This window comes from Streptomyces sp. NBC_00223 (assembly GCF_036199905.1).
GTDB lineage: Bacteria > Actinomycetota > Actinomycetes > Streptomycetales > Streptomycetaceae > Actinacidiphila.
The window spans coordinates 497,935-523,788 of the sequence record NZ_CP108109.1 but is presented as its reverse complement, the minus strand read 5'-3'; the positions used below and the strand labels follow the sequence as shown (position 1 = coordinate 523,788).

19 protein-coding genes, 2 pseudogenes and 1 riboswitch are annotated in these 25,854 nt (G+C 71.8%); of the genes and pseudogenes, 13 read left to right on the top strand and 8 right to left on the bottom strand.

Annotated elements, in window-relative coordinates:
* Positions 1–3: 3 nt before the first annotated feature.
* The gene (locus OHA30_RS02345) at positions 4–168 is read right to left on the bottom strand and encodes a putative leader peptide (RefSeq protein WP_328912093.1); all 165 of its coding nucleotides are present in this window, start codon (positions 166–168) and stop codon (positions 4–6) included.
* Positions 169–206: 38 nt separating this feature from the next.
* Positions 207–318, bottom strand: a riboswitch (SAM riboswitch).
* 244 nt (positions 319–562) lie between these two features.
* Here OHA30_RS02345 and OHA30_RS02340 point away from each other — a divergent pair.
* The 5 genes from OHA30_RS02340 (at position 563) to OHA30_RS02320 (ending at position 5,951) form a co-directional block, all read left to right on the top strand.
* Complete coding sequence (locus OHA30_RS02340) at positions 563–691, top strand: putative leader peptide (protein WP_328912092.1); 129 nt, start codon at positions 563–565, stop codon at positions 689–691.
* 213 nt (positions 692–904) lie between these two features.
* The gene (locus tag OHA30_RS02335; RefSeq protein WP_328912091.1) at positions 905–1,978 is read left to right on the top strand and encodes an amino acid ABC transporter permease; all 1,074 of its coding nucleotides are present in this window, start codon (positions 905–907) and stop codon (positions 1,976–1,978) included.
* A 74-nt stretch (positions 1,979–2,052) separates the two neighbouring features.
* On the top strand, positions 2,053–2,850 hold the full coding sequence (locus OHA30_RS02330) for an amino acid ABC transporter ATP-binding protein (RefSeq protein ID WP_405786167.1): 798 nt from the start codon (positions 2,053–2,055) through the stop codon (positions 2,848–2,850).
* Between the two features lie 169 nt (positions 2,851–3,019).
* Positions 3,020–4,036 carry an ABC transporter substrate-binding protein gene (locus OHA30_RS02325; RefSeq protein WP_328912090.1) on the top strand — a complete coding sequence of 339 codons (1,017 nt, stop codon included), beginning with the start codon at positions 3,020–3,022 and terminating at the stop codon, positions 4,034–4,036.
* Positions 4,037–4,343: 307 nt separating this feature from the next.
* Positions 4,344–5,951, top strand: a complete 1,608-nt coding sequence (locus OHA30_RS02320; RefSeq protein WP_328912089.1) for a glycoside hydrolase family 43 protein — start codon at positions 4,344–4,346, stop codon at positions 5,949–5,951.
* 131 nt (positions 5,952–6,082) lie between these two features.
* Here the strand turns inward: OHA30_RS02320 and OHA30_RS02315 are convergent, their stop codons facing one another.
* From OHA30_RS02315 to OHA30_RS02300, 4 genes are all read right to left on the bottom strand, one after another.
* Positions 6,083–8,362 carry a beta-glucosidase gene (locus tag OHA30_RS02315; protein WP_328917695.1) on the bottom strand — a complete coding sequence of 760 codons (2,280 nt, stop codon included), beginning with the start codon at positions 8,360–8,362 and terminating at the stop codon, positions 6,083–6,085.
* A gap of 95 nt (positions 8,363–8,457) precedes the next feature.
* Positions 8,458–9,276 (bottom strand): carbohydrate ABC transporter permease, encoded by an 819-nt coding sequence (locus tag OHA30_RS02310; protein ID WP_328912088.1) that lies wholly within the window; start codon positions 9,274–9,276, stop codon positions 8,458–8,460.
* Positions 9,276–10,199 carry a carbohydrate ABC transporter permease gene (locus tag OHA30_RS02305; RefSeq protein ID WP_328912087.1) on the bottom strand — a complete coding sequence of 308 codons (924 nt, stop codon included), beginning with the start codon at positions 10,197–10,199 and terminating at the stop codon, positions 9,276–9,278. The genes OHA30_RS02310 and OHA30_RS02305 overlap by 1 nt, the downstream gene beginning before the upstream one ends.
* A gap of 13 nt (positions 10,200–10,212) precedes the next feature.
* Entirely contained in the window at positions 10,213–11,517 is a 1,305-nt protein-coding gene (locus OHA30_RS02300) for an ABC transporter substrate-binding protein (RefSeq protein WP_328912086.1), read from the bottom strand.
* 142 nt (positions 11,518–11,659) lie between these two features.
* Between OHA30_RS02300 and OHA30_RS02295 the strand changes: the two genes are divergently transcribed.
* From OHA30_RS02295 to OHA30_RS02280, 5 genes and pseudogenes are all read left to right on the top strand, one after another.
* Complete coding sequence (locus OHA30_RS02295) at positions 11,660–12,682, top strand: LacI family DNA-binding transcriptional regulator (protein ID WP_328912085.1); 1,023 nt, start codon at positions 11,660–11,662, stop codon at positions 12,680–12,682.
* 128 nt (positions 12,683–12,810) lie between these two features.
* Positions 12,811–13,071, top strand: coding sequence for a BBE domain-containing protein (locus OHA30_RS02290; RefSeq protein WP_328912084.1), 261 nt, complete (start codon positions 12,811–12,813; stop codon positions 13,069–13,071).
* 557 nt (positions 13,072–13,628) lie between these two features.
* A pseudogene (locus tag OHA30_RS33885) lies at positions 13,629–14,054 on the top strand (ATP-binding protein); the annotation flags it as partial.
* 618 nt (positions 14,055–14,672) lie between these two features.
* Positions 14,673–14,855 (top strand): annotated as a pseudogene (locus OHA30_RS33880) (helix-turn-helix domain-containing protein); the annotation flags it as partial.
* Between the two features lie 625 nt (positions 14,856–15,480).
* A complete protein-coding gene (locus tag OHA30_RS02280; protein ID WP_328912082.1) occupies positions 15,481–18,459 on the top strand; it encodes a M36 family metallopeptidase in 2,979 nt (992 codons plus the stop codon).
* 247 nt (positions 18,460–18,706) lie between these two features.
* Here the strand turns inward: OHA30_RS02280 and OHA30_RS02275 are convergent, their stop codons facing one another.
* Together OHA30_RS02275 and OHA30_RS02270 are read right to left on the bottom strand one after the other, a co-directional pair.
* Positions 18,707–19,804 carry a helix-turn-helix domain-containing protein gene (locus OHA30_RS02275; RefSeq protein ID WP_328912081.1) on the bottom strand — a complete coding sequence of 366 codons (1,098 nt, stop codon included), beginning with the start codon at positions 19,802–19,804 and terminating at the stop codon, positions 18,707–18,709.
* 186 nt (positions 19,805–19,990) lie between these two features.
* A complete protein-coding gene (locus tag OHA30_RS02270; protein WP_328912080.1) occupies positions 19,991–20,452 on the bottom strand; it encodes a MarR family winged helix-turn-helix transcriptional regulator in 462 nt (153 codons plus the stop codon).
* A 137-nt stretch (positions 20,453–20,589) separates the two neighbouring features.
* Here OHA30_RS02270 and OHA30_RS02265 point away from each other — a divergent pair, with 137 nt between their 5' ends.
* Both OHA30_RS02265 and OHA30_RS02260 read left to right on the top strand, forming a co-directional pair.
* Positions 20,590–21,549: a quinone oxidoreductase family protein gene (locus OHA30_RS02265; protein WP_328912079.1), complete on the top strand. Its 960-nt coding sequence runs from the start codon at positions 20,590–20,592 to the stop codon at positions 21,547–21,549.
* Positions 21,550–22,173: 624 nt separating this feature from the next.
* Entirely contained in the window at positions 22,174–22,950 is a 777-nt protein-coding gene (locus OHA30_RS02260; protein WP_328912078.1) for a helix-turn-helix transcriptional regulator, read from the top strand.
* On the opposite strand, the gene pdxR is transcribed toward OHA30_RS02260, so the two are convergent.
* Complete coding sequence (gene pdxR, locus OHA30_RS02255) at positions 22,924–24,423, bottom strand: MocR-like pyridoxine biosynthesis transcription factor PdxR (protein WP_328912077.1); 1,500 nt, start codon at positions 24,421–24,423, stop codon at positions 22,924–22,926. The genes OHA30_RS02260 and pdxR overlap by 27 nt on opposite strands.
* Positions 24,424–24,512: 89 nt before the next feature.
* Here pdxR and OHA30_RS02250 point away from each other — a divergent pair, with 89 nt between their 5' ends.
* The gene (locus OHA30_RS02250) at positions 24,513–25,799 is read left to right on the top strand and encodes an MFS transporter (protein ID WP_328912076.1); all 1,287 of its coding nucleotides are present in this window, start codon (positions 24,513–24,515) and stop codon (positions 25,797–25,799) included.
* The last annotated feature ends 55 nt before the right edge of the window (positions 25,800–25,854 follow it).

Genomic DNA, 25,854 nt, shown 5'->3' with positions numbered 1-25,854 from the left:
GGTTCAGAGCTGGACGGCGGTGTCCCGGGAGTTCGCGAGCCGCGGCGGAGCGTTCTCGTACGCCGGACACAGGGCGCCGGCGACACGCTGCAGATCGATGTGGCGCCGCGAGTAGGTGGCGACCGCGGTCATGGTCCGCCCCGAGATCTCCTGCGAAGCTGTCCGCACCGTGTCACCTCCCCCCTCGATCGGCTCGCGCCGATTCGAGCTCGCGCTTGCGGGCCGCCGTCGGCTCCGCCCGGTCGTCACCTGGAGCACCCCGCCGCGAAGGAGGGTTGCCGGTCAGCGAGCCAGGGCTTGTCGCTGACACTCATGACCTGATTGCACGGTAACTCCGTACCGGCGCCGAACACAATCCCCCTTCGGACCCGCCCCCAGGTCACGGCCTGCGGTTCCCTTGCCGCACCCGGGCCGCGCGCGGGCCGTCCGGCGGGTGCGACGTCCGTCACCCCCGCGGGGATTGTCTGAAAGTCGGCGGGCGGATACCGTTGCCGGTCGGAGCCCCCTGAGGGGCCGGGAGGACGGCGGACGACACCGCCGACGAGACCGAGGGGACGGGGACATGAGCGCACGACACCACTGCGGCGCGCCGCGTCCGGCCGACTTCTTCCAGCTGCGGGTGTCCCGTCGCCATGTGGACCTGCTGCGCGTGAGCAGCGCCCTGTGTCCCGCGACGACCCCGGCCCGCTGACCGACTGACTCTTCCCGGTCCGCCCGGCCGTCCACGCACGTCCATCGCCCTTCACGGCGGCGTACCGCCGACCGCGGTGTGCGCCCGGTGCGGCGTCCCCGCGGCACCTTCCGCTCCCTTCCAGTAGCCCTCATCGGCGACACGGCGCCCCCGTACGGCCGTTGCCGCTGCACAGCGCTGCCGTGACCCCCGACGAGACGGGAACCACCGACGATGAAACAGCAGGAGACCCCTGGGCTCAGGCCCCCCTCGCCCGAGCACCATCCCCCCGGGACCGCCCTGGCGACCGACGCCGATTCCGGTTCCGACTCCGACCCCGGCTCCGGGTCGGTACGGCCGCTGGACGTCCGGCCGGCGGACGGGCAACTGCTGGCCGCGCGGCTGGTACCGCTGCGCCGCCCGGGCCAGTGGGCCTCGGCCGCCGTACTGCTCGTGCTGTTCGCGATGCTCGTGCACACCCTGTTCACCAACCACCGCTTCCAGTGGAACGTGGTCGGCGACTACTTCGTCCGCGGCTCGATCATGAAGGGCCTTGAGCTGACCTTGTGGCTCACGGGCGCGGTCATGGTCAGCGGCTATCTCCTCGGCATCGGCATCGCCGCGATGCGGCTGTCCGGCAACCCCGTGCTGCGCGGCCTGAGTTTCGGCTACGTCTGGCTGGTCCGCTCGGTGCCGCCGCTGGTGCAGCTGCTCTTCTGGTACGAACTCGCCTCGCTCTACCCCCAGTTGTCGCTGGGCATCCCGTTCGGGCACGAGTTCGTCACCGTGAAGACCGCGCATCTGTTCAGCGGCATCCTCGCGGGCTATGTCGGACTCACCCTCGACATCGCCGCGTTCTCCTCGGAGATCGTCCGCGGCGGCATCCTGTCCGTCGACCACGGCCAGACCGAGGCGGCCCAGGCGCTCGGTCTCGGCAACCGCCGGATCTTCCGCAAGATCGTGCTGCCGCAGGCCATGCCCGCGATCGTGCCCGCCTCGGGCAATCTGCTGATCGGTCTGCTGAAGGCGACCTCGATCATCAGCGTCATCGCGGTGGAGGACCTGCTGTACTCGGTCCAGCTGATCTACAACCAGAACTACCTGATCATGCCGCTGCTGCTGGTGGCCACCATCTGGTACATCATCCTCACCACGCTGCTGTCCATCGGCCAGTACTACGTCGAGCGGTACTACGCCCGGGGCAGCAACCGCGGCGCCGGGGGCCCCAAGCGCGGCTTCTGGCAGGTGACGCGGGCCAACCTCCCGCTGTTCGGCTCGGCCAGGACCGATCTGGCGGGGCTGTCATGACGGCGATCAGCAAGGCGGCCGGGGGCACGGCCGCGGACGGTACGCAGACCGGGGCCGTGAACGAGGCCGCCGCCGTGAGCGGAACCGCGGCCGGGACCGCCGCCGGGAACGAACGGCCGCTGGTCAGGGTCCGCGGGCTGCGCAAGAGCTTCGGCGCGAACGTCGTACTGGAGGGCGTCGACCTGGATGTGCGCGAGGGCGAGGTGGCCGTTCTGCTCGGGCCCTCCGGCTCCGGCAAGTCCACGCTGCTGCGCTGCGTCAACCACCTGGAGAAGCCGGACGCCGGCTTCGTGGAGATCGGCGGCGAGATCGTCGGCTACCGCCACGACGGCACCCGGCTGCGGGAGTTGCGGGCCCGCGCGATCACCCGGCAGCGGGCCGACGTCGGCATGGTCTTCCAGCAGTTCAACCTCTTCCCGCACATGACCGCGCTGGAGAACATCACCCAGGCGCCGGTCGCCGTGCGCGGCACGTCCAGGAAGCAGGCCGCCGCCCAGGCGCGCGAACTGCTGGAGCGGGTGGGTCTGGCCGGCCGCGAGGACTCCTACCCCCGGCAGATGTCCGGCGGCCAGCAGCAGCGGGTGGCCATCGCCCGCGCGCTGGCGATGGAGCCGCGGCTGCTGCTCTTCGACGAGCCCACCAGCGCGCTCGACCCCGAACTCGTCGGCGAGGTGCTGACCGTCATGAAGGACCTGGCGGTCAGCGGCATGACGATGATCGTGGTCACCCACGAGATCGGCTTCGCCCGCGAGGTGGCCGACACGGTGGTCTTCCTCGACGGCGGCCGGATCATCGAGTCCGGCGCTCCGGCGGACGTCCTGACCGCGCCGCGGCACGAACGGGCGCGCGCCTTCCTGTCGGCGGTGCTGTAGCGCCCGCACCGGCGGACCGATTCCCCGAGCCCGAACGCCTCGCGGTCGGCGGGTCACCCCCGTCGTCCCTCATTCAGGTCACTTCCTTCGCTCCCGTCATCTCTGTCACTCCCGTACCTTCCCGGTCGCCGACGCGGCGACCCGTCTCCCGTACTCCGAAAGGCACCCCGTGACCACCGAAAGACGTTTCAGCCGCCGTACCCCGCGCCTGGTCGCCGCGACGGCCGCGTCCGCCGTCGCCCTGACCCTGCTCGCCGCCTGCGGCGGTTCGTCCTCCGACTCCGACTCCGACGCCACCTCCGGGTCGACGCCGAGCGCGGGCGCATCGAAGTCCGGCGACACCGCGGCCGCCGTCTCGACGGCCATCCCCACCCAGGACGTCGTCTCGGCGATCACCGCCGACCCGGCGATCAAGGCCGAGCTGCCCGCCAAGCTCCGCGACAGCGGCACGATCACCCTCGGCAATACCCGCGCCCCCGGCGTCACCAGCCTCCCGCACGGCGGCGAGACCTCCGACGGCACGCCCATCGGCCTGGACGTCGACCTGCGCAACGCCGTCGCCAAGGTGCTCGGGGTGACCTGGAAGGTCGAGTACGGCACCTTCCCGACGATCATCCCCGGCGTGCAGAACGGCCGTTACGACGTGGGCATGGACAACTTCGGCGTCACCAAGGCCCGCGAGGAGGTCGTCGACTTCGCCACCTACCTCAGCGACGGCCAGTCCTTCCTGGGCTCCAAGGACGTGTCGATCGACAAGGTCACCGCGCTCACCGACCTGTGCGGCCTGACCGTGGCCACCAGCCCGGGCTCGACCTTCCAGCAGATCCTGGAGGACGGTGCCGCCAAGTGCGGCGAGGCGGGCAAGAAGCCGTACAAGGTGCAGTACTTCGCCGACACCGCGCCGATCTTCCTCGGCCTGCAGAACGGCAAGGTGGACATCTTCTTCGGCCCGACGCTGAGCCTGAAGTACGACGAGGCGCGGGTGCCGGGCACCAAGTACCTCGGCCAGATCAGCACCACGCCGGTCGGGTTCGTCACCGAGAAGGGCTCCCCGATCGCCAAGGCGCTCAGCGACGCGGTCAACAAGCTGATCGCCGACGGCGACTACGCGAAGATCTTCGAGAAGTGGGGTGTGCCCGGCACCGGCATCGACAAGTCCGAGGTGAACCCCGCCGCCACCTTCTGACGGCTGCCGGCGCCTGTCGGTTGGCGCTTTCAGCGGACAGGCCCCTCCCGCGGTCGGCCCCCGACGGCCGCGTGAGGGGCCCTGCCTGTCGTGATCACTCTTGACGCCGCCGGGGCGGCGGCCTAGCGTCGGTGCGAAAGAAGTCGGAAAGCACCACGAAACTTTCGGCACCCGATCGGGCGGGGCTGTGCGCGGGGCCGGAACCGGCCCCGCACGCGGCGCCGCCCGACCCGCCGGCGCCGCCCCGCACCCGCGAAAGGAGACGGCGGCCCCGATCCCGGCGAGGGACCCGGGCCGCGGACTCGCCATGCCGAACCCCGAGCACACCCCGGCGCCGCCCACCGGCACGCACTCCGCCCGCAACCCGGTCCTGTCCGGCGTCCACCCCGACCCCTCGGTCTGCCGGGTCGGCGACGACTACTACCTGGTCAACTCCTCCTTCGAGTACTTCCCCGCGCTGCCCCTGCACCACAGCCGCGACCTCGCGCACTGGCGGCCGATCGGCCACGCCGTCGACCGCCCGGAGCAGCTCGCGCTCGACGGCGTACGGGCCTCCGGCGGCCTCTACGCACCCCAGCTCAGCCACCACGACGGCCGCTTCCACCTGGTGTGCACCCTGGTCGACGGCCATCGGCGCAGCGGCAACTTCCTGCTGACCGCCGAGGACCCGGCCGGGCCCTGGTCGGACCCGGTGTGGATTCCCGAGGCGCCCGGCTTCGACCCCTCGCTCTTCTTCGACCACGACGGCTCGACGCATCTGCTGGGCACCCGGCAGATCCACGAGGACGGCCGCACCGCGATCTGGCTGCGCGCACTCGACCCCGCCACCGGGGAGCTGTCCGGCCCCGAGCACGTGCTCTTCCACGGCGCCCTGGTCGGCGCCCGCTGGGCCGAGGGCCCGCACCTCTACCACCACGACGGCTTCTACCACCTGCTGCTGGCCGAGGGCGGCACGGAGTTCGAGCACGCCGTCACCGTCGCCCGCAGCCGTACGCTGACCGGGCCGTACGAGAACAACCCGCGCAACCCCGTACTGACCCACCGCCACCTCGGGGCCGGGCAGGCCGTCACCGGCACCGGTCACGCCGACCTGGTGGTGACGCCGGCGGGGGACTGGTACGCGGTGCTGCTCGCCTCGCGCCCGTACGGCGGCGGGCCGCACGCCAACCTCGGCCGGGAGACCTTCCTCGCCCGCGTCGAGTGGCAGGACGGCTGGCCGGTCGTCAACCCCGGCGTCGGGCGGCTGGAGGAGCACACCGAGGTCGCGCTGCCCGCGCACCCCTGGCCCGAGCCGGACCCGGTGGACGACTTCGACGCCCCGGAGCTCGACCCCCGGTGGAACATGCTGCGCACCCCGCGGACCGTGTTCCACAGCCTGACCGAGCGCCCCGGGCATCTGCGGCTGCGCCCGCTGCCGCACACCCTCGCCGAGGCCGCCACCCCGGCCTTCGTCGGCCGCCGCCAGCAGCACATGGACGTCACCGCGAGCACCGAGCTGGACTTCGCGCCCGCGTCGCCCGGCGAGGCCGCGGGCCTGGCCGTGCTCTACGACAACGACCACCACTTCACCCTGCTGGTCGCCCACGACGCGGCGGCCGGCCGGGTGGTCCGGCTCACCGCGCGCGACCGCGGCGCCGACACCGTACGGGCCGAACTCCCGCTGCTGCCAGGACCGTTCACCCTCACGGTGACCGCCGCCGGCCAGGACTACACCTTCTCCTGCGACCGGATCGCCGACGGCCGGGACCCCGCCGAGCCTGCCGTGCTCGGCACGGTCGACGGCCGCGTCCTCAACAACGCGCACGTCGGCGGCTTCACCGGCACCTACTTCGGCCTCTACGCCACGGCCCCCGGACCGACGGCCCCCGTCGCCGACTTCGCCCGGTTCTCGTACCGTCCGACGACCGCGCCCTGACCGGGTGGATCGTCGACTGGACCACCGCGGTGATCGACGACGTCACCGCCGGGTGACCGGCACGGCGCAGCGCCCGGCCCCGGGGTTCTCCGGGGACCGGGCGCTGTGAGGGTGCGGACGGGTCAGGAGGGTCAGGCGGGCAGGGTCGCCGTCGTGAACTCCGCGTGCAGCCGCCGGGTGTGGTCGACCTCCCGCACCGGTCCGGTGAGCGTGACCGTCGCGGTGAGCCTGGTGTCGGTGCTGGAGGCGGCGAGCCGCAGTTCCAGCGCCCCGGGCTCGACGATCCGCTGTCCGTCGCGGCCGGTGAAGGCCGCGAGGTCGGCGGGCACGGTGACCTCCACGCGCGTAGCCTCGCCCGGTGCGAGCGGCAGGCGTACGTAGCCGATCAGCCGCTGCACCGGCTGGACGACCGAGGCGACCGGGTCGTGCAGATAGATCTGCGCCACCTCGGTGCCGGGCCGCTCGCCGGTGTTGCGGACGGTGAACGCCAGCCGCGCCTCCCCGTCCGTACGCGTTTCCGCGTCGACCACCGCCAGGTCCGACCAGTCGAACGCGGTGTACGTCAGCCCGTGCCCGAAGCCGAAGGCCGGGGTCGGGTCGATGCTGGACACCTCGCTGATCTGGCCCAGCCGCGCCGCCAGATACGTCGACGGCTGGGTGCCGGGCTGCCGGGGCACGCTCACCGGCAGCCGGCCCGCGGGCTCGACGCGGCCGCTGAGCACGCCCGCGACCGCCGCGGTGCCCTCCTCGCCGGGGAAGAACGCCTGCACGATCGCCGCGGCCTCGCCCACCGCGCGCCCGAGCGCGTACGGCCGCCCGGCGAGCAGGGTGACGATCACCGGGGTGCCGGTGTCGAGCAGCGTGTCGAGGAGTTCCTGCTGCACGCCGGGCAGCGCCAGCGACTGCGCGTCGCAGCCCTCGCCGCTCGTGCCGCGGCCGAAGAGCCCGGCCCGGTCGCCGAGCGCGAGCACCACCACGTCCGCGTCCGCCGCCAGCCGGCGGGCCTCCGCGAAACCGGCCGTGACCTGGCCGTCGACGCTCGCGCCGGCCGCCGTGACGATCTCGGCGCCGGGGAACTCGGCGGTCAGCGACTGCCGCAGCGTGGGCAGTTCGATGCCCAGCGGGATGTCCGGGTGCTGCCCGCCGACGTGCACGGGGAAGGCGTAGCAGCCCAGTACGGCCGTCGGCACGTCGGCGTTGGGACCGATGAGCGCGATCCTGGCCGGGCGCGCCAGCGGCAGTGTGCCGTCGTTGCGCAGCAGGACGACGCTCTGCTCGGCGACCTGCCGGGCGACATCCCGGTTGGCCGCCGGGTCGAGGTCCACCGAGCCGCGCAGCGCCTCCGGGTCGGCCGGGTCGGTGCCGGCCAGCACGGCGGGCACCGGGTCCCAGTCCGGGTCGAGCAGCCCGAGTTCGGCCTTCTGCGCCAGGACGCGGCGCAGCGCCCGGTCCACCAGCTCCTCGGACACCTCGCCCGCGGCGATCGCGTCGAGCAGCGGTTCGCCGAAGGACTTCACGGTCGGCAGTTCGACGTCCACGCCCGCCGCGAGCGCCGCGCCTGCCGCCTCGCCGAAGGTGCCCGCCACACCGTGCAGGGTCTTGAGGAAGGAGATGCCGAAGTAGTCGGCGACCACCGTCCCCTCGAAGCCCCAGGTCTCCCGCAGCAGTCCGGTCAGCAGCCGTTCGTCGGCGGCCGAGGGCACTCCGTCGGTGTCGGTGTAGGCGTGCATCACCGAGCGGGCGCCGCTCTCGCGCACCGCCATCTCGAACGGCGCGAGGATGACGTCGGCCCGCTCCCTGACACCCATGCCCACGGGCGCGAGATTGCGGCCCGCGCGCGAGGCCGAGTAGCCGGCGAAGTGCTTGAGGGTGGCGACGATCCCGGCGGACTCCAGGCCCTGGATGTAGGCGGTGCCGACCGTACCGACCAGATACGGGTCCTCGCCCATGGTCTCCTCGACCCGGCCCCAGCGGGCGTCGCGCACCACGTCGAGCACGGGAGCCAGACCCTGGTGCACACCCACCGAACGCATGTCTGCGCCGATGCGCCCGGACATCGTCCGGATCAGCCCGGGGTTGAAGGTCGCCCCCCAGGCCAGCGGTACGGGGTAGGCGGTGGCACCCCAGGCGGCGAATCCGGCCAGGCACTCCTCATGGGCGAGTGCCGGTATGCCGAACCGGTTGGCGGCCGAGATGGTGCGCTGGGTGCGCAGCAGCGACAGCGCGCCCAGCGCGGCGTCCACCGGAGCGGTGCCGAACGGCCGGGTCAGCTGTCCTAGGCCATGCGGCAGCAGGGAATCGAGAGTGACCGGCTCCTCCATCTCGTGCTGGAACGGGGCGACTTCGCCCCCCTCGTCGGAGGCCCCCACCCACACGCCGAACAGCTGCGCGACCTTTTCTCTGACGGTCATCGCGGCGATCAGCGCGTCAACTCGGGCCTCCGCGCCCAGGGAGGTGTCCCTCCACGGGGGAACGGCGGAATCATTCTCTTCGACCACGGTGTCGGTCACTTTCCTCCGACGCCCATGAGTCCCTGGACCAGGGCACGGCGGGCGAACAGGTAGACGATGAAGATGGGCAGCATGGACAGCACCACCGCGGCCAGCAGACCGGGGACGTCGATGGCGTGCTCGGTCTGGAAGTTGTAGAGGCCGAGCGTGACGACCTTGGTGGAGTCGGACTGGGTGAGCACCAGGGGGAACAGGAAGCCGTTCCACGCCTGAAGAGCCGAGAAGACCACGATGGTCGAGATCCCGCCCTTGGACAGCGGCAGCACCAGCTTGAAGAACACCCGCCAGGGCGAGGCCCCGTCCATGGCCATGGCCTCGTACAGGTCCGAGGTGATGTCACGCATCACCCCGGTGAGGATCAGGGCGCAGACCGGCAGCGAGAACGCCGCCGTCGGCAGGATCACGCCGAGCAGGTTGTCGTACAGACCGGCCTTGCTGATGACGTAGAACATCGGCACGATCACGGCCTGCGCCGGGATGGCCAGGCCCAGCAGGAACAGCCGGAAGACCCCCGTGGTGATCCGGCCGCGGCTGCGCACGATCGCGTACGCCAGCGGGGGCACCAGCAGCAGCACGATCCCGACCACCGAGCCGGTGACGACGACGGTGTTGAGGAAGTACCGGCCGAAGCCGTTGGAGAAGTCGGCCGTGTAGTTGTGCAGCGTGAAGTGCTTGGGGAAGCTCAGCGGGCCGCCGGCGGCGTAGTCCGGACGGCTCTGCAGCGTCGCCGCCAGCATCACGTACAGCGGCAGGCCGACCAGGAAGAGCCAGATCAGCGAGCCGAGGCCGGCGAGGTAATTGGGACGGTGTTTCATCACAGACCCTCCGACGTGCTGCGCATCTTGTCGTAGCCGGAGACCTTGACGACGATCAGCGAGATGATCGTCGCGACGAGCACCAGCACCAGTGCGATGGCCGAGCCGCCGCCGAAGTCGAAGCTCTTGAACGCCTTCTGGTACATGTAGTAGGCGCTGATGGTGGTGTCCGTGCCGGGGCCGCCCTGGGTGAGGATCAGCACCGTGTCGAACGTGGTCAGTCCGCCGACCACCATCAGGATCATCGAGGTGATCATCGTGTTGCGGAGCTGCGGCAGCGTGATGTGGAAGAACTGCCGTACGGTGCCCGCGCCGTCGATCGCCGCCGCCTGGTAGAGCACCTGCGGGATCGCCCGCGCCGCGCCCTGGTAGATCAGCGTGTGGAACGGGGTGAACTGCCAGGCGCCGACAAAGACCAGCACTCCGATGGCGCCGGACTGCATCCCCAGCAGGTTTCCGTCCCCGAACAGCCACTTGGCCTGCGAGGGCACCCCGAAGTTGGGGTCGAGCAGCGCCCGCCACAGCACGGACACCGCGGTCGCCGACAGCAGCAGCGGTACGAAGTAGATCGCCGAAAGGATCGCGCGGTTGCGCTGGCGGCCGGCCGCCCAGACCCCGAGCAGAATGCTCAGCGGGGTCTGGACCGCGACACCCAGCACCGTGATCAGCACGCTCAGCCAGAGGCTCTGGATCATCACGTGGTCGTGGAACAGCGTGGTCCAGTTGTCGACACCTGCGAACGAGGGCGAGCCCAGGCCGTCCCAGTGGGTGAAGGACAGCACGGCGACCAGCAGCAGCGGTACGACGGCGAAAAGGACGAAGAACAACGTGGCGGGGACCGCCCAGGCAAAGCCCGGGCGGGTCACCCGGGCGCCGGACCGGGTGGCCCGGCGCCCTCCCACTGACGGTGTGGTGGTGGTCATGTCGGCGTCCGTCTCAGGAGGTCGGCAGGGCCTGCATGGCCTTGATGAATCCGTCGGCGTCGAGCTTGCCGTCGAAGAACTCCTGGATCGCCGTGTGCATCGCGGTGGACGCGGTCTGCGGGTACGCCTGGTCCCACGACAGCTGGAACGAGGGGGCCGCCTTGACCAGGTTGAACTGGAACTTCGCGTAGTCCGGGCTGGCGGCGGTGTCGAGGAACTTCTCGGTGTTCGTGGTGGTCGGCAGGTTGCCGATGGCCATCTGCGCCTTCACGAACTCGTCGGAGTACTGGAGCTTGAGGAACTCCGCGACCGCGTCCGGGTACTTGGTCTTCTTCAGCACCGAGTAGAAGTTGTTGGTGTTGCCGACCACGTCGTTCGGGTCACCCTTGCCGCCCTCGACGGACGGGAAGTTGCCGAAGCCGAGGTCGGTCTTGGCGAAGTCCGGGTAGGCGTCCTGGATCGTGGAGTACTCCCACGAGCCCATCAGCTCGAAGGCCGCCTTGCCGGTGGCCAGCAGCGCGGGGGAGCCGCCGTCGGTGAACTTCACCGAGTCGTAGTTGGTGCCGAAGGCGCCGGCGTCGACCAGTTCCTTGAGCTTGGCCAGGGCGGCGCGGCTGTCGGGGCTGTCCCAGGCGCTCTTGTCGCCGCCGAGGGCCTTCTCGAACAGGCCGGGGCCCGCGATGCGGTCGTACATGTACTCGTACCACATCAGGGTCGGCCACTGGTCGCCGCCGCCGAGCGCGAACGGGGTCTTGCCCTTCGCCTTGAGCGTCTTGACCGCGTCGAGCAGTTCCTGCCAGGTCTTGGGCTCGGCGACGCCGGCGTCGGCGAGCACCTTCTTGTTGCTGAAGAGGAACACGGGCTGGGTGCCGCGCATCGGGACACCGTAGGACTTGCCGTCGACCACCGCGGTGTTGAACACCGACGGGAGGAAGTTGTCCTTGAGGCCCGGGTCCTTGGCGATGAAGTCGTCGAGCGGGAGCAGCAGTCCGGCCTTGACGAAGGGCGCGATGCTGCCGCCGCCCCAGTTGTAGAAGACGTCGGGCGCCTGCTTCGTGCTGATGATCGTCTGCAGCTTCTGCTGGTAGTCGGCACCGGGGATGGTGTCCAGGACCGCCTTGACCTTCGAGGTCTTGTTGAAGGTGGCGACGATCTGCTTCTCCACCTTGTTGGTGGCATCCCCGTAGACCAGGACGTGGAACTCTCCGGACTTGCTACCGGAGTTGCTGCTGCCTCCACCGCAGGCCGCCAGGGACAGCCCGAGCACGAGAGTGACGCCACCGGCGACGGCGCGAGGGAGCCAAGCGCGCTTCTTCATCGTGTAGCCTTTCGAAAAGTTTCGGCCGCGTTGCCGAAATTTGCTGCGCGCTGCGACGCTAAAGTGCCGTCCGGAAGGGGGTCAACCCTCGGGCTCCGGGTTATCAAAGCGTTACGTCCAGGTGTGCCGTACGCTGCGGGCCATGAGTGATGACGAGGAGACGGGCCGAGTGACCCTCGCCCAGGTGGCCGAAACTGCCGGGGTCTCCATCTCGACAGTTTCGAAAGTCCTCAACGGCCGTCAGGATGTATCTCCTCCGACCAGGATGAAGGTCGAGCGTCTGCTGGAGATCCACGGCTACCGGCGGGCGCCGCGGTCGTCGCCCGAGGCTCCGTTGGTCGAGATCGTCTTCCACGAACTGGACGGCGTCTGGGCGATGGAGCTGATCCGCGGCGTCGAGAACATCGCCAAGGAGATCGGCGCGAGTGTGGTGCTCACCGAGAGCGGAACACGGCACTCACCGGGTCCCGAGTGGATCGAGGGGGTGCTGAGACGCCGTCCGCTGGGTGTGATCCTGGTCTTCTCGTCGCTGCCGCAGGAACTCAAGCGGCAGCTCAAATCCCGGTCCATCCCGTTCGTGATCATCGATCCGGCCGGCGACCCCGAGCCCGATGTGCCGTCGGTGGGCTCGGCGAACTGGTCGGGCGGGCTGGCCGCGACCCGGCATCTGATCGACTGCGGACACCGGCGGATAGGGATCATCACCGGGCCCGAGGACATGATGTGCTCGCTCGCCCGGCTGGACGGCTACCGCTCGGCGATGACCATGGCCGGGCTGGAGCTCGAACCCGCGCTCATCGCCTTCGGCGACTTCCATGTCGAGGGCGGCTACGAGGTCGCGCGCCGGATGCTGGGCCGTCCCGACCGGCCCACCGCGATCTTCGCGGGCAGCGACCTCCAGGCGATAGGCGTCCTGGAGGCGGCCGGCGACCACGGGCTGCGAGTCCCCGAGGACTTGTCGGTGGTCGGCTTCGACGACGTGGCCATCGCGCAGTGGTCCCGTCCGGCGCTGACCACCATTCACCAGCCGCTGCGGAAAATGGCGGAGGAGGCGACGCAGATGCTGATGCGGCTGCGGGCCGACGAGCACCCGACCACACGCCTGGAACTGGCCACGAGCCTGGTCCTGCGCAAGAGCACGGCTCCCCCTCGGGAGGCCGCCTGACCCGCCGGGACGCCCGGGGCCGCCAAGGCCCCGGGCGCCCCGGCGTGCCAGGGGCGGTTCCCGAGGTACCGCTTCGGTGGGGTCGCTCGGCGCGCCACCTCCGGGCGGATCGGGGGAGCGGGGGCCTCGTGAACGGCGACGGCCGAGCGGACCGCGGTCTGCACGCCCCCGCCGGGGTCGTCGACAGCCGGCTCGCCCGGACCCGCGCGATCTACGGCACACTGCGGCGCTCCCTGGACACCTCGGCGGCGTACGTCGACTTCTCCGACCCCGATCTGCGCGGCTGGAGCCACGTGTACTACGGCGACAACTACGCCCGCCTCACCGACGTCAAACGCCGCTACGACCCCAGGGGCCTCTTCCGCTACGCCCAGGCGGTGGCGGGCTGACCGTTCTGCCCGGGCCACGTCCCGACCGGCCGGCCGCGCGGCGCGCCCCACGTGCCCCGGGGCGCGGTTGACGGTGATCGGTGGGGTCGATTACGTTCGGCAGCGCCCGGGGGCGCGGCGGCTCAGGATCACGCGGAGCGGCCCGCGTCCGACCTGCCGGGCCCCGCAAGGGAACCGGACGGACGGGGGAGACGCCAGTGGCACGACACCCGGTGACCGCCGCCGCCCGCCCGATCCTTGTCTCACGCCGCGACGTCGACCTCGTACGGATGGCGAGCGCGCTCTGTAGGTGACCCCGCCGGGAAGCAGCCGCGCCAGGGGCCCGTCACGTACGCACGTACCCACGGATCACCCCCCGCCTGACGCGCGGCCGCCCCCGGAACGCCGGCCGACCGGCGCCGCGGCTCGCGGCGCCCCCGTACGGCCGGGCCGCCCGTGTGCGCGTCCCGCCCTTCGACGCCCGCCCGCACCGCAACCGCGCGCACACCCGGGCCCGTACGCGGCCGACCGCGTACACCCACCACCGCGGGCAACGGCACACCTCCCGGGGGAAGTTGATGGACCCGCTCGAACTCGTCGCGGCACACAGACCCGCACTGGACCGGCTGCACACGGCCTGGCAGAGCTGCCTGGCCGGACGCGGACGGGTGGTCGCGCTCACCGGGCCGGTCGGCGCGGGCCGCACCCGGCTGCTCGACCGGCTCGCCCGGCAGGCGACCGCGCGCGGCGCGCTGCACCTCGCCGCGGCGGGCGACCGGACGGGCCGGCCGCTCGGCCTGTTCCACCAGCTCCTCCCGCCGGGGTACCCCGCCCGGGACCGGCGCGAGCGGCGGGACCCCCGCGACCCCCGCGACCTCGTGGCGCCGCTGCTGGACCTGTCCGAACGGACCCCCGTCCTGATCACCGTGGACGACAGCCAGTACGCCGACCCGCAGTCGCTGCGCTGCCTGCACCACTTCGCACGGCTGGCCCGCTCCTCGCGCGTGCTGCTCGTCGTGAGCCGCCGCGACGGCTTCGCGCCCCCGCGTGCCACCGGGGACGGCGAGCTGCCCCACGACGAGCGCGTCCGGGTCCCGCTGCTCACCCGCGCCGAGGTCGGCGCGTACCTCGGCGGGCTGCCGGGCGCGGGCGACGGCCGGGCGTCCGCCACCGCCTTCCACGCGATGACCGCCGGGAACCCGGTGCTGCTCGCCGCCCTCGCCGAGGACCACCGGTCGGCGCCCGCGACCCGGGCGCTGCCCGTGCCCGGCGAGGCGTTCGGGCGCGCCCTGATGCGCTGCCTGCACCGGCTTCCGGCCCTCGCGCTGCCGGTCGCCGGAGCCGTCGCCGTACGCGGCCGGGCCGCCGACCCCGGTGAACTCGGCCGGGCGCTGGGCGTCCCCGCCCACCGGATCGCCCCCGTGCTCGCCGCGCTCGACGCGGCCGGGCTGATGGAACGCGGCGACTTCCGCCATCCCCGCGTCCGCGCCCATGTACTGGCCGCGCTGCCCCCGGGGGAGCGGGCGGCGCTGAGCCGGGGCGGGGCCGTGCTGCCCGTGCCGCGCGGCCCAGTCGGCGCCCCCGCCGCCCTACCGCAGCTCCCGCCGGGCGAGCGGCTGCCGCTGAGCGAGGCGGAGTGGCGGGTGGCCCGGCTGGCGGCGGACGGCCTGACGAACCGGCAGATCGCGGCGCGGCTCTACATCACGGTCAGCACGGTCGAGCAGCACCTCACCCGCGTCTACCGCAAACTCGTCGTCTCCCGGCGTATCGACCTCCCCCGGTCCCTCCCGCGCCCGGCGGCATAGGCCCCTCGCCCGGGCGCCCGGAGCCCGAACCGACGCCCCCGTCCCGCTCCCCGGCCGCCTTCGGGACGCTCGTGCGGAGGTACCGGGCGGGGGCGGCCGGTACTCCGGCCTCCGGGCCGGCGCGGCGGTTCCGGCCGGCCATTCGCCCGCGGACCTGGAGTTCGTCCCCGGGGCCCGCAGAGGCCGGCCTCCCCGGGCCGGCCTCTCTGACGCCGCCTCACATGTCCCTTTTGGCACCCCATGCGGGCCACCTCTCCCGTCCCTCCCACCCCTCCGGTGCGGCCGGTGCCGGCGCCCGGGGAGGGCGGGTGTGGGGCGGGGGAGATCGGGGTGGCGGATGGGGGACGAAATCGGCACAGCATTCACATAGGTTTGCGCCCGAATTGTCCCGGCGATATCCCCCGGCCTGCGGCGGACCCTCACGTGGCGGAACTGTGCAGTGTCATATCTCCGCCACGCAGGACCGTTCCTGTGAGGCCCCGGCACGTGTCAGTCTCCGCCCAATCCGAACGGGTGATCCCCGTACGGGTTTTCGACAAGGAGGGTACGAATGCGCCTACACTCAGTGCGCGTGCGGCGGACGTTCTTGGCCGTGGCCACGGCCGCCGTCGTGGCGGTGGTTCAAATGCCATCCGCCGGCGCGGACTCGGACTCGGTACGGCACAAGCCGTCCCAGTCCGGCGCCGCGGCTACGTCCCACACACAGGGGCACGGAAAACCGGACAAGGACCTGCCCGGGACGTTCAGAGCTCCGGCGGCCAAGTCCAAGAGCGCCGCCGCCAAGGGCAAGGCCCGGGTGACCTGGAGCCGTTACGGCACGCCGACCACGGTGGTGCCGGAAGGCAACGGCAAGGCCCTGGCGACAGGTCTGCCGACCAAGTCCGAGCAGACGGCCCGGGAATACCTGAAGCAGAACGCCGACCTGTTCGGCATCTCCGCCGACCAGGTGGACAGCCTGAAGCTGGTCTCGAACAGCCCGATCGGCAAGGGTGCCGCGGTGCTGCTCGCTCAGGAGGTGGACGGCAAGCGCTTCGGCCGTGACGGCCAGATCTCCGTGGGTGTGGTCGACGGCACCGTGGTCAGCGTGACCGGTGCGCTCGCCCCCGTCACCGGCAAGCCGAAGCCGGCCACCCTGTCGGCGCAGGACGCGATCAAGGCCGCGCTGGCCGACGTGACCCTGTCCGCGGGCAAGCTCACCGCGTCCGACGACGCCAACGGCTGGAAGAAGTTCGACGCGTCCGGCCTGGACGGCGAGCAGCTGGTCCGTGAGGTCGTCGTCGCCGACACCGACGGCACCGTGCACTCGGCCTACCAGGTGCAGGTCGGCACCGCCGGCGAAGCGCCGCTGCTCTACGACAGCATCGTGGACGCCCGCACCGGTGAGGTGCTCTCGCGTCGCTCCCTCGTCGAGGACGAGGTCGCGGCCGACCACGACGGCAACCCGCAGTGGAAGGCGTTCCCCTTCTCGCCGCCGATGGACGGCTCGTCCAAGGACACCCGTCAGACGGTGTGCTGGGTCGCCGGCCCCGGTTGCGACCAGGTGCTCAGCGACAGCGCTCCGGGCACCCCGCACCACGCCTGGGACATCGCGTCCGGCGAGGGCGGCGGCACCTACGGCAGCTACTACAAGCTGGGCACGACGCTGGGCGACAACGCCTTCACCAGCGACGGCCTGAACTCCACCGGGCGCAACTGGCTCGGCATCACTCCGGACGTCCGGCCCGACCGGGTCTACGACTACACGTTCACCGACGCCTGGCACGCCAGCGGCTGTGACCCGAAGGTGCTGACCAACCCGGCGCAGCCCGACCGCGACGCCGCGATGGGCAACCTGTTCGTCCAGCACAACATCATGCATGACTTCTCGTACCAGCTCGGGTTCACCGAGAAGACGTGGAACATGCAGAGCGACAACTACAACCTGGGCGGCAAGGGCGGCGACCCGGAGATGGGCGTGGCCCGCTCCGGCGGCAACAACCCCGCCACCCGCAACAACGCCAACCAGAGCACCGGCGCCGACGGCGGTGTGGCGCTGACCAACATGTACCTGTGGCAGCCGCAGGCCGGCACCTTCTACGGGCGCTGCGCCGACGGTGACTTCGACAACTCGGTCATCGGCCACGAGTACACCCACGCCATCACCAACCGCATGCTCGGTGGCGGCACCTCCGGTATCTCCGGTACGCACGGCGGCTCGATGGGCGAGTCCTGGGGCGACCTGGTCTCCACCGAGCGTCTGATCGAGACGGGCGCGGTCCCGGACGGGGTCGACCCCTGGGTCGTCGGCCCGTACGTGACCGACAACAACGAGCGCGGCATCCGCAACTTCGCGATCGACAACAACCCGCTCAACTACTCCAACTTCGGCTTCGACATGGCCGGACCTGAGGTGCACTCCGACGGTGAGATCTGGAACGCCGTCAACTACGAGGTGCGCCAGGCGCTCGTCGGCAAGTTCCCCGAGCCGTCCAAGAAGGTGCTCGCCTCCTGCGCGGCCGGCAAGACGTCGGTCGACGTCTGCGGTGGCGGCCGTCGCTGGATCCAGCTGATGTTCGACTCGTACCTGCTCATGGGCACGGGCAAGGTCACCATGGTCGACGCCCGTGACGCGATGCTCGCCGCGGACAAGATCCGTTACCACGGTGACGACCTCGACGTCCTGTGGGCCGCGTTCGCCAAGCGCGGTCTGGGCACCGAGGCCACCGCCCTGTCGACGAGCGACACCCGTCCGCACGCGGACTTCGCCACCCCGGCGGACGTCAACAGCGCGGTCACCTTCAAGGTCGTCAACAGCGGGGACGACATCCCCAACGCCAAGATCCTGATCGGTGAGTTCAGCACGCGGACCACGCCGATCGCCGGCACCACCGCGGACCTGAGCCCGAAGGCGAACTTCACCAAGGGCCACTACAAGGCCATCGCTGTCGCCCCCGGCTACGGCGAGACCCCGTTCGAGTTCGACGTGACCGATGGCACCAAGCAGAACGTCAAGGTCAAGATGCAGCCGAACCTCGCCTCGGCCGCGGCCGGTGCCTCCATCACCGGTGGTGACGGTGTGAACCTGGCGGCCCTGATCGACGACGACGAGGGCACCAACTGGGCCTACCTCGGTGAGTCGACCAAGTCCACCGTGAGTGGCCGCGCGGTCCAGATCCACCTGGCCGGCGACACCGCGAGCAAGATCCGTCGCGTTCAGGTCAGTGCCCTGAACCGGCCGACCGCCTCGAAGGACCCCGGTGGCGACACCGCCGCCCAAAGCCGCTTCTCGGCCCTGCGCCAGTTCGAGATCTCGGCCTGCACCCGGACCGCGACCGTCGACTGCTCGCAGGCCAAGCAGTTCCACGTCGTCTACCTCAGCCCGAAGGACGCCTTCCAGGCGGCCAAGCCGCGGCCGGTGGCGCCGAACCTGACGATGCGCAGCTTCGACATCCCGGTGACCACGGCCACCGACCTGCGCTTCGAGTCCATCACCAACCAGTGCGTCGGCAACCCGGCGTACGCGGGTGAGCAGGACAACGACCCGACCACCATCACCGACTGCGCCACCGGCTCGCCGGCCGCGTTCACGGTGCGGGCCTCGGAGTTCCAGGTGTTCGAGAAGTAATCCCGTACATCCCGTAGGCAGTCCCTCGGTGGTGCCGGTGCTCCCCGGGATCGGCACCACCGTCTGAGGGGGATGGAGCCCGACGGCGTGTCTCAGTCGCGCCGGACGGCAGGTGAAGGGGCCCTCGACCCGAAGTACGGGTCGAGGGCCCCTGATCGCGTGACGGGGTAGGCCGGTCCGGCCCGTTCGATCGGTCGGATCAACGGCTCGACCGGCGCGTGCTGTTCACGCCTGCCCGGTGGGCGGGTCAGAGCCAGCCGTGGCGGGCCGCCTCCCAGGCCAGTTGCATCCGGGTCTGGACCCCGGCGGCCTCCATCAGATCGCGGATGCGCCGCTGGACCGTACGCAGGCTCAGGCCCAGCTGACCGGCGATCGCGGTGTCCGTCAGTCCGGTCAGCAGCAGCGAGAGCAGCAGCAGACCCTCCAGCGGAGGGGCCTGGCCCGGCTTCTTCTCGTCGATCCAGCCGTCCTCGGTGAGGATCAGCGGGGCGGCGCCGGCCCACAGCGTCTCGAAGACCCCGACCAGGGTGTCGAGCAGCAGGCCCGGCTGGACCAGAAGCGCGGTCGGCTCCTCGGAGGGCTCGCCGGATGTGTCGGGGAACAGGCCGCCGGACCCGACGTACCCGACGGAGCCGGTCGATCCGTTCGCGCCCGTGGACCCCGTGGCCTCCTTGCTCCGCGCGGACCCGGTGGACCGTACGGGCGAGGACACCAGCATGGCCAGCGACCGGTCGGCGATCACCAGCTTGGCGGGAAGCTCCGGGGCGACCCGGGCCTGTTCGCCGTTCCTGATGAACTCCCGTATGCGGTACACCTCGGGCGGCACCTCAAGGGCCGACCGTTCGTAGACCGCCCGGTAGCGTACGCCCGAGGCCAGGACCCCCAGCTCGGTGTCGTTCCCCTGCGGCGGTACGGCCACGTTCGGCGGCTTGCACAGCGCCAGGACCTCCTCCCGGGCCCCTCGCTGCAATTGGTAGAACATCCTGGCGATCGAAGTCGCTCCCGTAATGGTCTCGACCATTTCGTTCGAACCCCGGCGCCGGGCCTCGCTGTGGTACTCCTCGGTGAGCTGGGCCACGGCGGACTGCACGGCCTGGAGTTCCTGCTGCCTGTTGCGCAGGATCGGGCCCAGCGCCAGATCGGGTGGTGCCGCTCGGAATCTGTGCCCCGCCCCCGTGGCGCGGCTCACCAGCCCCTTGGCCTCCAGCGTGTCGAGCAGTGCGGCGGCCTCACGGCCGGACAGTCCCAGGCGATGGGCGAGTTCGGGCGGCGTGGCCGCGGGCATCTTGACCAGGCTGCGGTATGCGCGTACTTCCACAGGATCGAGACCGGCCGCATCGAGCATGGTGTGTGTTCCTCTTCCTCATCCGCTCATGTACTGGTCCCCGTTTTGCCATATTTTTAGCCTCTGTTGGTGTCCGGTTCCAGTCCAGGAGGGGCATTGGAACAAGAGATCTTGACCGGTTCTTGCCCTGCGGTGCCCGAAAGCAACCGTGAATGGGGGTATGTGAAGGCCGCGGAGACGTCTTCGTCAGAGGTGGGAACCGCGCTCCGCGTCGAGCAGGGCGGCGGCGAGGCGGGTGAACTCGGCGTGCTGCGCCGGGGTGAATTGGCTGGTCAGCGCCGTGACGCGGCGGCCGATCTCGGCGACGCCCCGGTCGACGAGCTGCCGGCCGAGCGGGGTGAGCGAGACCAGGACGGCCCGGCCGTCGTGGGGCGAGGGCGAGCGCTGGATCAGGCCGCGCTTCTCGGCGCGGCTCACCAGGCCGGTCATGGAGGACTTGTCCAGGCCGAGGACGCCGGCGAGTTCGAGCATGCCGGCCTGCCGGTCGCGCAGGACGCCGAGCAGCCTGATCTGGACGACCGACAGGTCGTGCTCGGCGCCGGCGGCGGACAGGACGCGCTGGATCAGGAAGGACAGCTGGACCAGGGCGTCCACCGTGTTCAGGGGCCGGTCGTCGGCGGGGCCCACCGGGGTGGCGTCGGTCGTCATGGGCCCAGCTTAGTTGACGTAGTACGTGGCACAAACTACCTTCGAAAGTAGTACGTGCCGCAAACCTCTTGGTGGCGGCAGCCGCACCTCCACGCCTCCGGCCGGTCAGCGCCGAGGGGCAGTACGGGAGAGCCCTCATGCATGCCGCAGTCGTCCGTTCCTTCGGCGCCCCGCCCCGCTTCGACACCTTTCCCGACCCTGTCGCCGAGGGGGAGCACGAGGTCCTTGTCGACGTCCTGGCGGCCGGACTGCACCCCCGGGTGCGCTCGGCCGCCGACGGCAGCCACTACACCTCCGACGGCACCCTGCCGCTGATCCCGGGCATCGACGCGGTCGGCCGCACGGCGCAGGGCGAGCTGCTCTACTTCGTCGCCCCCGACGGCGCCCTGGGCACGATGGCCGAGCGGGCCGTCGTCGACCGCCGCCGGGCCGTCGCCCTGCCGGCCGGCACCGACCCGGTCGCCGTGGCCGCGGCCATGAACCCCGGTATGTCCTCCTGGGTGGCGCTGCGCCGCCGGGTCGCCCTGCCGCCCGGCGGCTCCGTCCTGGTCATGGGCGCCACGGGGAACGCCGGACAGCTCGCCGTCCGGATCGCCCGGCACCTCGGCGCCTCCCGGGTGGTCGGCGCCGGCCGTGACCCGGGGCGGCTCGAACTGGTCAAGGATCTCGGCGCCGACGAGGTGGTCGGTCTGGACGGCGACGACAAGGACGTGGCCGAACGGCTCGGGCGGGCGGCCGGGGACGTCGACGTCGTCCTGGACTACCTGTGGGGCCCGCCCACTGAGCGGGCGATGGTCGCGCTGCTGACCGCCCGCGCCGACCGCTCCAAGGCGCTGTCCTGGATCCAGATCGGGTCCATGGCCGGGGCGGACATCACCCTGCCGTCGTTCCTGCTGCGGGCGGGGAATCTGAACATCCTCGGCAGCGGGCAGGGTTCCGTGACGACCGCGGGCATCGTCGCCGAACTGCCCTCCCTCGCCGAGCAGATCGCCTCCGGCACGCTGGCCGTGGACACGCAGCCCGTCCCCCTCTCCCAGGTCGAACAGGCCTGGACCTCCCCCACACCCCCCACCCACCGCCTCGTCCTGATCCCCTGACCCCTCCACCCCCTGCCCGCGCGCGGTCGGTCGAGACCCCCGCGCGCTCCTTCCGCGCGCCCGCCGGCCGCCCGGAAGCGCCCGCCGACCCCCCGCCGAACCACCCGTGGTGAATGGGACAAAATCGGCCTGACGTCCGCGTCGCGCGGTGTTAACACGCCCGCCCATGGCGGATACACGAACGCCGGGATCTCGCCTCATTTCGACAGTCGTCCGGGCCCGCAAATTTGCCCTGTACTCGACCCCTACCCCGGGGTGGCCTCGTGACATCCCGAGCTTCCCGGTGCGTACCGCCCTCCGGGGAACGCCCCGGCCGATACGGCTGGCCGAATGTTGACCCTTGTACGACCGATGGTTTCCGGCCGGGGCGGGAGGTTATTCATTGCCTTGATTCGTATGCACCCGCACTCTGATGAGTCGTCGCTTCGCCGTGAAATCCGAGCCCTGGAGGACCGACACCCGATCAGTACCGCAGCCGTCCGCCCTGCCGCGCCCGGCGGCGGTCGGAGCGCGCGATTCCCGTACCGCACTCGTCCGTCCGTCCGGCACGTCCCGGGTCGCGGACACCCGGCAACAGCACTTCCCGAACGTCGAGTCGAGCAGGTCGAGGCAAGGGAGGAACCGATGAGTACGAGCACGCAGCCCCGTGAGTACACCGGCGCGACCGGCGGTGTCCAGGCCCTGTTGTACCACGCGAGTCAGGTGGGTGAAATCGCCCGGTTCCTCAACGGCAGAGGCTGCGGCGCCCAGGGGCGGGACGCGGTGGACGCCACGGACAGCACGGTCCATCAGTTAATCGAGCAGGTCCGCCGCCGATCCGTGACCTCACGGATCAGCCTGGGCGCGGCGGTCCCCGACACGCCCGCCGACCCCCTGGGCTCGCTCCAGGCGTCCCTGCTCAAGGGCCAGGGGGAGACCCGGCTGCTGGTCTCCCGTTCGCTGCTCGCCGACGGCACCGAGCCGTGGCAGCTGTCGGCGTACGCGGGGGACGCGGCCGTGCGCGTCGCGGGCCATGTCATCCCCCGGATGACGCTGATCGACGGCACGGTGGCCGTACTCGGCGACTCCTCGGGCCGGTTGACCGTCGTACGGGACAAGGTCGTGGTCAGGACCCTGCGGTCGCTCTTCGACACGGCGTGGGACGGCGCCGTCGACCCCGGAGTCTTCACCGGCGCCGACGGCGGGCCGCTGTGGGACACCGAACCGGGCAGCCCGCTGGCGCAGATACTGCCGCTGCTCGGCTCGGGCTGGACCGACACCGCCGCCGCCCGCGAACTGGGCTGGTCGGTGCGGACCTACCGGCGCCATGTCGCCGACCTGATGCAGAGACTCCGGGCCAGATCGCGCTTCGAGGCCGGCATGCGCACGGCCCAGTTACGGCTTGGGTCCGGCCCCGAGTAGCCCGGCCCCGAGCAGCCCGGGGGCGGACGCGCCCGGCGTGCGCGGGAGGGCCCGGCCGCGCGGCACGACCAGGCCCTCCAGCGCGGTGAGCAGCGCGTCGAGCGCCATGCCGTACGCGTGGGCCGCCGGAGTGGCGTAGCCGACGACCAGGCGGGGCGGGCCGGGCGGAACCGGACCGCGGGCGTAGGCGCTCAGCGGATGGAGCCGCACCGAGGCCGCGGCCAGGGCGGCCATGATCTCCGCCTCGGGCGGCGCGCCCGGCGGCAGATCGAGGATCGCGTGCAGCCCCGCCGTGATCCCGGTGATCCGGGCACCCGGCAGCCGCGCGGCCACCGCGGCGGCCAGTTCGTCCCGCCGCCGCCGGTAGCGCTGGCGCATCAGCCGCAGATGCCGGTCGTACCGGCCCGAGGCGATCATCCCGGCGAGCGCGATCTGGTCCAGCGGGCCGGTCACCCGGTCCGCCAGGGCCTTCGCCCCGACCAGCCGGTCCAGCAGGCGCGGCGGGCAGGCGATCCAGCCGATCCGCACCCCGGGCCCCAGCGACTTGCTCGTCGTGCCGACGTAGACGATCCGGGACGGGCTGCGGGCCTGCAACGCCCCGATCGGCCTGCGGTCGTAGCGGAACTCCCCGTCGTAGTCGTCCTCGACGATCCAGCCGTCGCGCTCCCGCGCCCAGGTCAGCAGCCCGGTCCTGCGGGCGGACGACATGCTCACCCCCAGCGGGAACTGATGGGCCGGCGTGCAGGCCACCGCCCGGATGTCGGGGCGGGCCAGGGCCTCCAGCCGCATCCCCTCGTCGTCCACGGGTATGTCCACGACGGTCAGCCGCCCGCGGGCGATGGCGACATGGTCGGCGAGCGCCGGGTCCTCCATGCCGATCGTCCGCACCCCCGCGTCGGCGAAGACCCCGGTGAGCAGCCCGAGCGCCTGGGTGTACCCGGAGCACACCACGAGGTTTGCCGGGTCCACGCGCACCCCGCGGGCCCGGCCCAGATAGCCGGCCAGGGCCGTACGCAGCTCGGGCCGGCCCCGGGGGTCGCCGTATCCGAACGCCTCGGCGGGCGCCTCCCGCAGCGCCTGCCGCACGGCCCGCAGCCACTCCGCCCGGGGGAACGCGGCGACGTCCGGGCGGCCGGGGCCCAGGTCGTGCCGGGGCTCGCGGGCGGCCGGGGCGGCGGGCGGCGGCGCGGTGGCCGCGGCCTCGGGGCGCGGCTGCTCGGCCACCCGGGTGCCCGCCCGGCCCGGCCGCGTCGTCAGCCACCCCTCGCCGGTGAGCTGGGTGTACGCCTGGCTCACCGTGCCCCGGGACAGCCCGAGTTCGGCGGCCAGGCCCCGGGTCGGGGGCAGCCGGGTGCCGACGGTCAGCCGGCCCTCGCGGATCGCCGTGCGCAGCGCCTCCTCCAGGGCCCTGGCCCGGGTGCCGTGGGCCGGCAGCTCCAGCCACAGGTCGAGCCCGGCCACCGCGCCAGTCATCCCCGGTTCTCCTTCACTGTCTTTTGGACCAGTCTTCCGTACCGTTTTTGGCCCATGCCTTCGAGCCTCTCTTTTTCTAGTCTGATCGCATGATCACCCGCGGACCTCGGCCCGGTGGCTCCCTGTCCGGCCCCGCCCTGCCGGGAGCGGGCGTCTCCCGCACTCTGGTGCTGTTCCTGTCCGTGGCGTGCGGTCTGATCGTCGCCAACAACTACTACGCCCAGCCGCTGCTGCCTGAGCTGCGCGAGAGCTTCCATGTCTCCTCCGGGCTGGTCGGGCTGTGCATCACGCTCAACCAACTCGGTTACGCGGCCGGCCTGGTGCTGCTGGTGCCGCTGGGCGACCTGCTGGCCCGCCGCCCGATGATCGTCACCATGCTCGTCCTCGACGCGGTGGCGCTGGCCGGGGCGGCCGCGGCGCCCGGCGCCTGGGCGCTGGTCGCGGCCCTCACGGTGGCCGGCCTGACGGGCACGGCGATCAACATCCTGATCCCCATGGCCGCCACCCTCGCCCGCGACGACCAGCGCGGTCAGGTCGTCGGCACGTTGATGACCGGGCTGCTGCTGGGCATCCTGCTGGCCCGGACCGTGGCCGGCGCCCTGGACCAACTGGTCGGCTGGCGCTTCGTCTACGCGGTGGCCGCCGCGATCATCGCCGTGCTGGCGGCCCTGTCCCGTGTGATGCTGCCCGACCTGCCCGCGACACCCGGCTCGACCTACGGCCGGCTGCTCGCCTCGGTCGGCTCGCTGATCGCCGCCGAGCCCTTCCTGCGGCGCCGGATGGCCACCGGGGCCCTGGGCTTCGGCGTCTTCCAACTGCTGTGGACCGCACTGCCGTTCATGCTCTCCGACGATCCCTACGGCTACTCGCCCGGCGTCATCGGCCTGTTCGGCCTGCTCGGCGTCGCCGGGGCGCTGTGCGCCCAGCCCGCGGGCCGGCTCCAGGACCGGGGACTGGCCCACGCCGCGACCGGGGTGCTGCTGGCCGCCATCGGCGTGTCCTGGGCACTGCTCAGCGGCAGCGGAACGCTGCTGCTGGTGGTCGCGGGCATCCTGGTGCTCGACGTGGGCGTGCAGGGCGTGCACGTCCTCAACCAGACCCGGATCTACGCCTACCCGCCGCGGATCAGGTCGCGGGTCACCACGGCCTACATGTCCGCGTACTTCCTGGGCGGTTCTGCGGGCGGCGCGCTGGCGGTCACGCTGTACCCGCGCTGGGGCTGGACGGGGGTGTGCGTCGCGGGCGGCGTGCTCACCGCGGCGGCCCTCGCGCTGTGGACGACCGACCGCACCCGGCCGCCGTCGGCCGCGCCGGCAGCGGTGCCGGCGCCCGCACCGGGCCTGCGGCCCGCCGAGGACGCCAACGCGCACGACTGAACCACCTGTCCGACACTCCCTTTCACGACTCCCTTTTCACGCAGCGCTTTTTGGA

Coding starts and splice junctions, on each gene's coding strand:
- OHA30_RS02340 (WP_328912092.1), top strand. CDS start 563: ATGAGCGCACGACACCACTGCGGCGCGCCGCGTCCGGCCGACTTCTTC.
- OHA30_RS02335 (WP_328912091.1), top strand. CDS start 905: ATGAAACAGCAGGAGACCCCTGGGCTCAGGCCCCCCTCGCCCGAGCAC.
- OHA30_RS02320 (WP_328912089.1), top strand. CDS start 4,344: ATGCCGAACCCCGAGCACACCCCGGCGCCGCCCACCGGCACGCACTCC.
- OHA30_RS02315 (WP_328917695.1), bottom strand. CDS start 8,362: ATGACCGTCAGAGAAAAGGTCGCGCAGCTGTTCGGCGTGTGGGTGGGG.
- OHA30_RS02310 (WP_328912088.1), bottom strand. CDS start 9,276: ATGAAACACCGTCCCAATTACCTCGCCGGCCTCGGCTCGCTGATCTGG.
- OHA30_RS02305 (WP_328912087.1), bottom strand. CDS start 10,199: ATGACCACCACCACACCGTCAGTGGGAGGGCGCCGGGCCACCCGGTCC.
- OHA30_RS02300 (WP_328912086.1), bottom strand. CDS start 11,517: ATGAAGAAGCGCGCTTGGCTCCCTCGCGCCGTCGCCGGTGGCGTCACT.
- OHA30_RS02295 (WP_328912085.1), top strand. CDS start 11,660: ATGAGTGATGACGAGGAGACGGGCCGAGTGACCCTCGCCCAGGTGGCC.
- OHA30_RS02280 (WP_328912082.1), top strand. CDS start 15,481: ATGCCATCCGCCGGCGCGGACTCGGACTCGGTACGGCACAAGCCGTCC.
- OHA30_RS02275 (WP_328912081.1), bottom strand. CDS start 19,804: ATGCTCGATGCGGCCGGTCTCGATCCTGTGGAAGTACGCGCATACCGC.
- OHA30_RS02270 (WP_328912080.1), bottom strand. CDS start 20,452: ATGACGACCGACGCCACCCCGGTGGGCCCCGCCGACGACCGGCCCCTG.
- OHA30_RS02265 (WP_328912079.1), top strand. CDS start 20,590: ATGCATGCCGCAGTCGTCCGTTCCTTCGGCGCCCCGCCCCGCTTCGAC.
- OHA30_RS02260 (WP_328912078.1), top strand. CDS start 22,174: ATGAGTACGAGCACGCAGCCCCGTGAGTACACCGGCGCGACCGGCGGT.
- pdxR (WP_328912077.1), bottom strand. CDS start 24,423: ATGACTGGCGCGGTGGCCGGGCTCGACCTGTGGCTGGAGCTGCCGGCC.
- OHA30_RS02250 (WP_328912076.1), top strand. CDS start 24,513: ATGATCACCCGCGGACCTCGGCCCGGTGGCTCCCTGTCCGGCCCCGCC.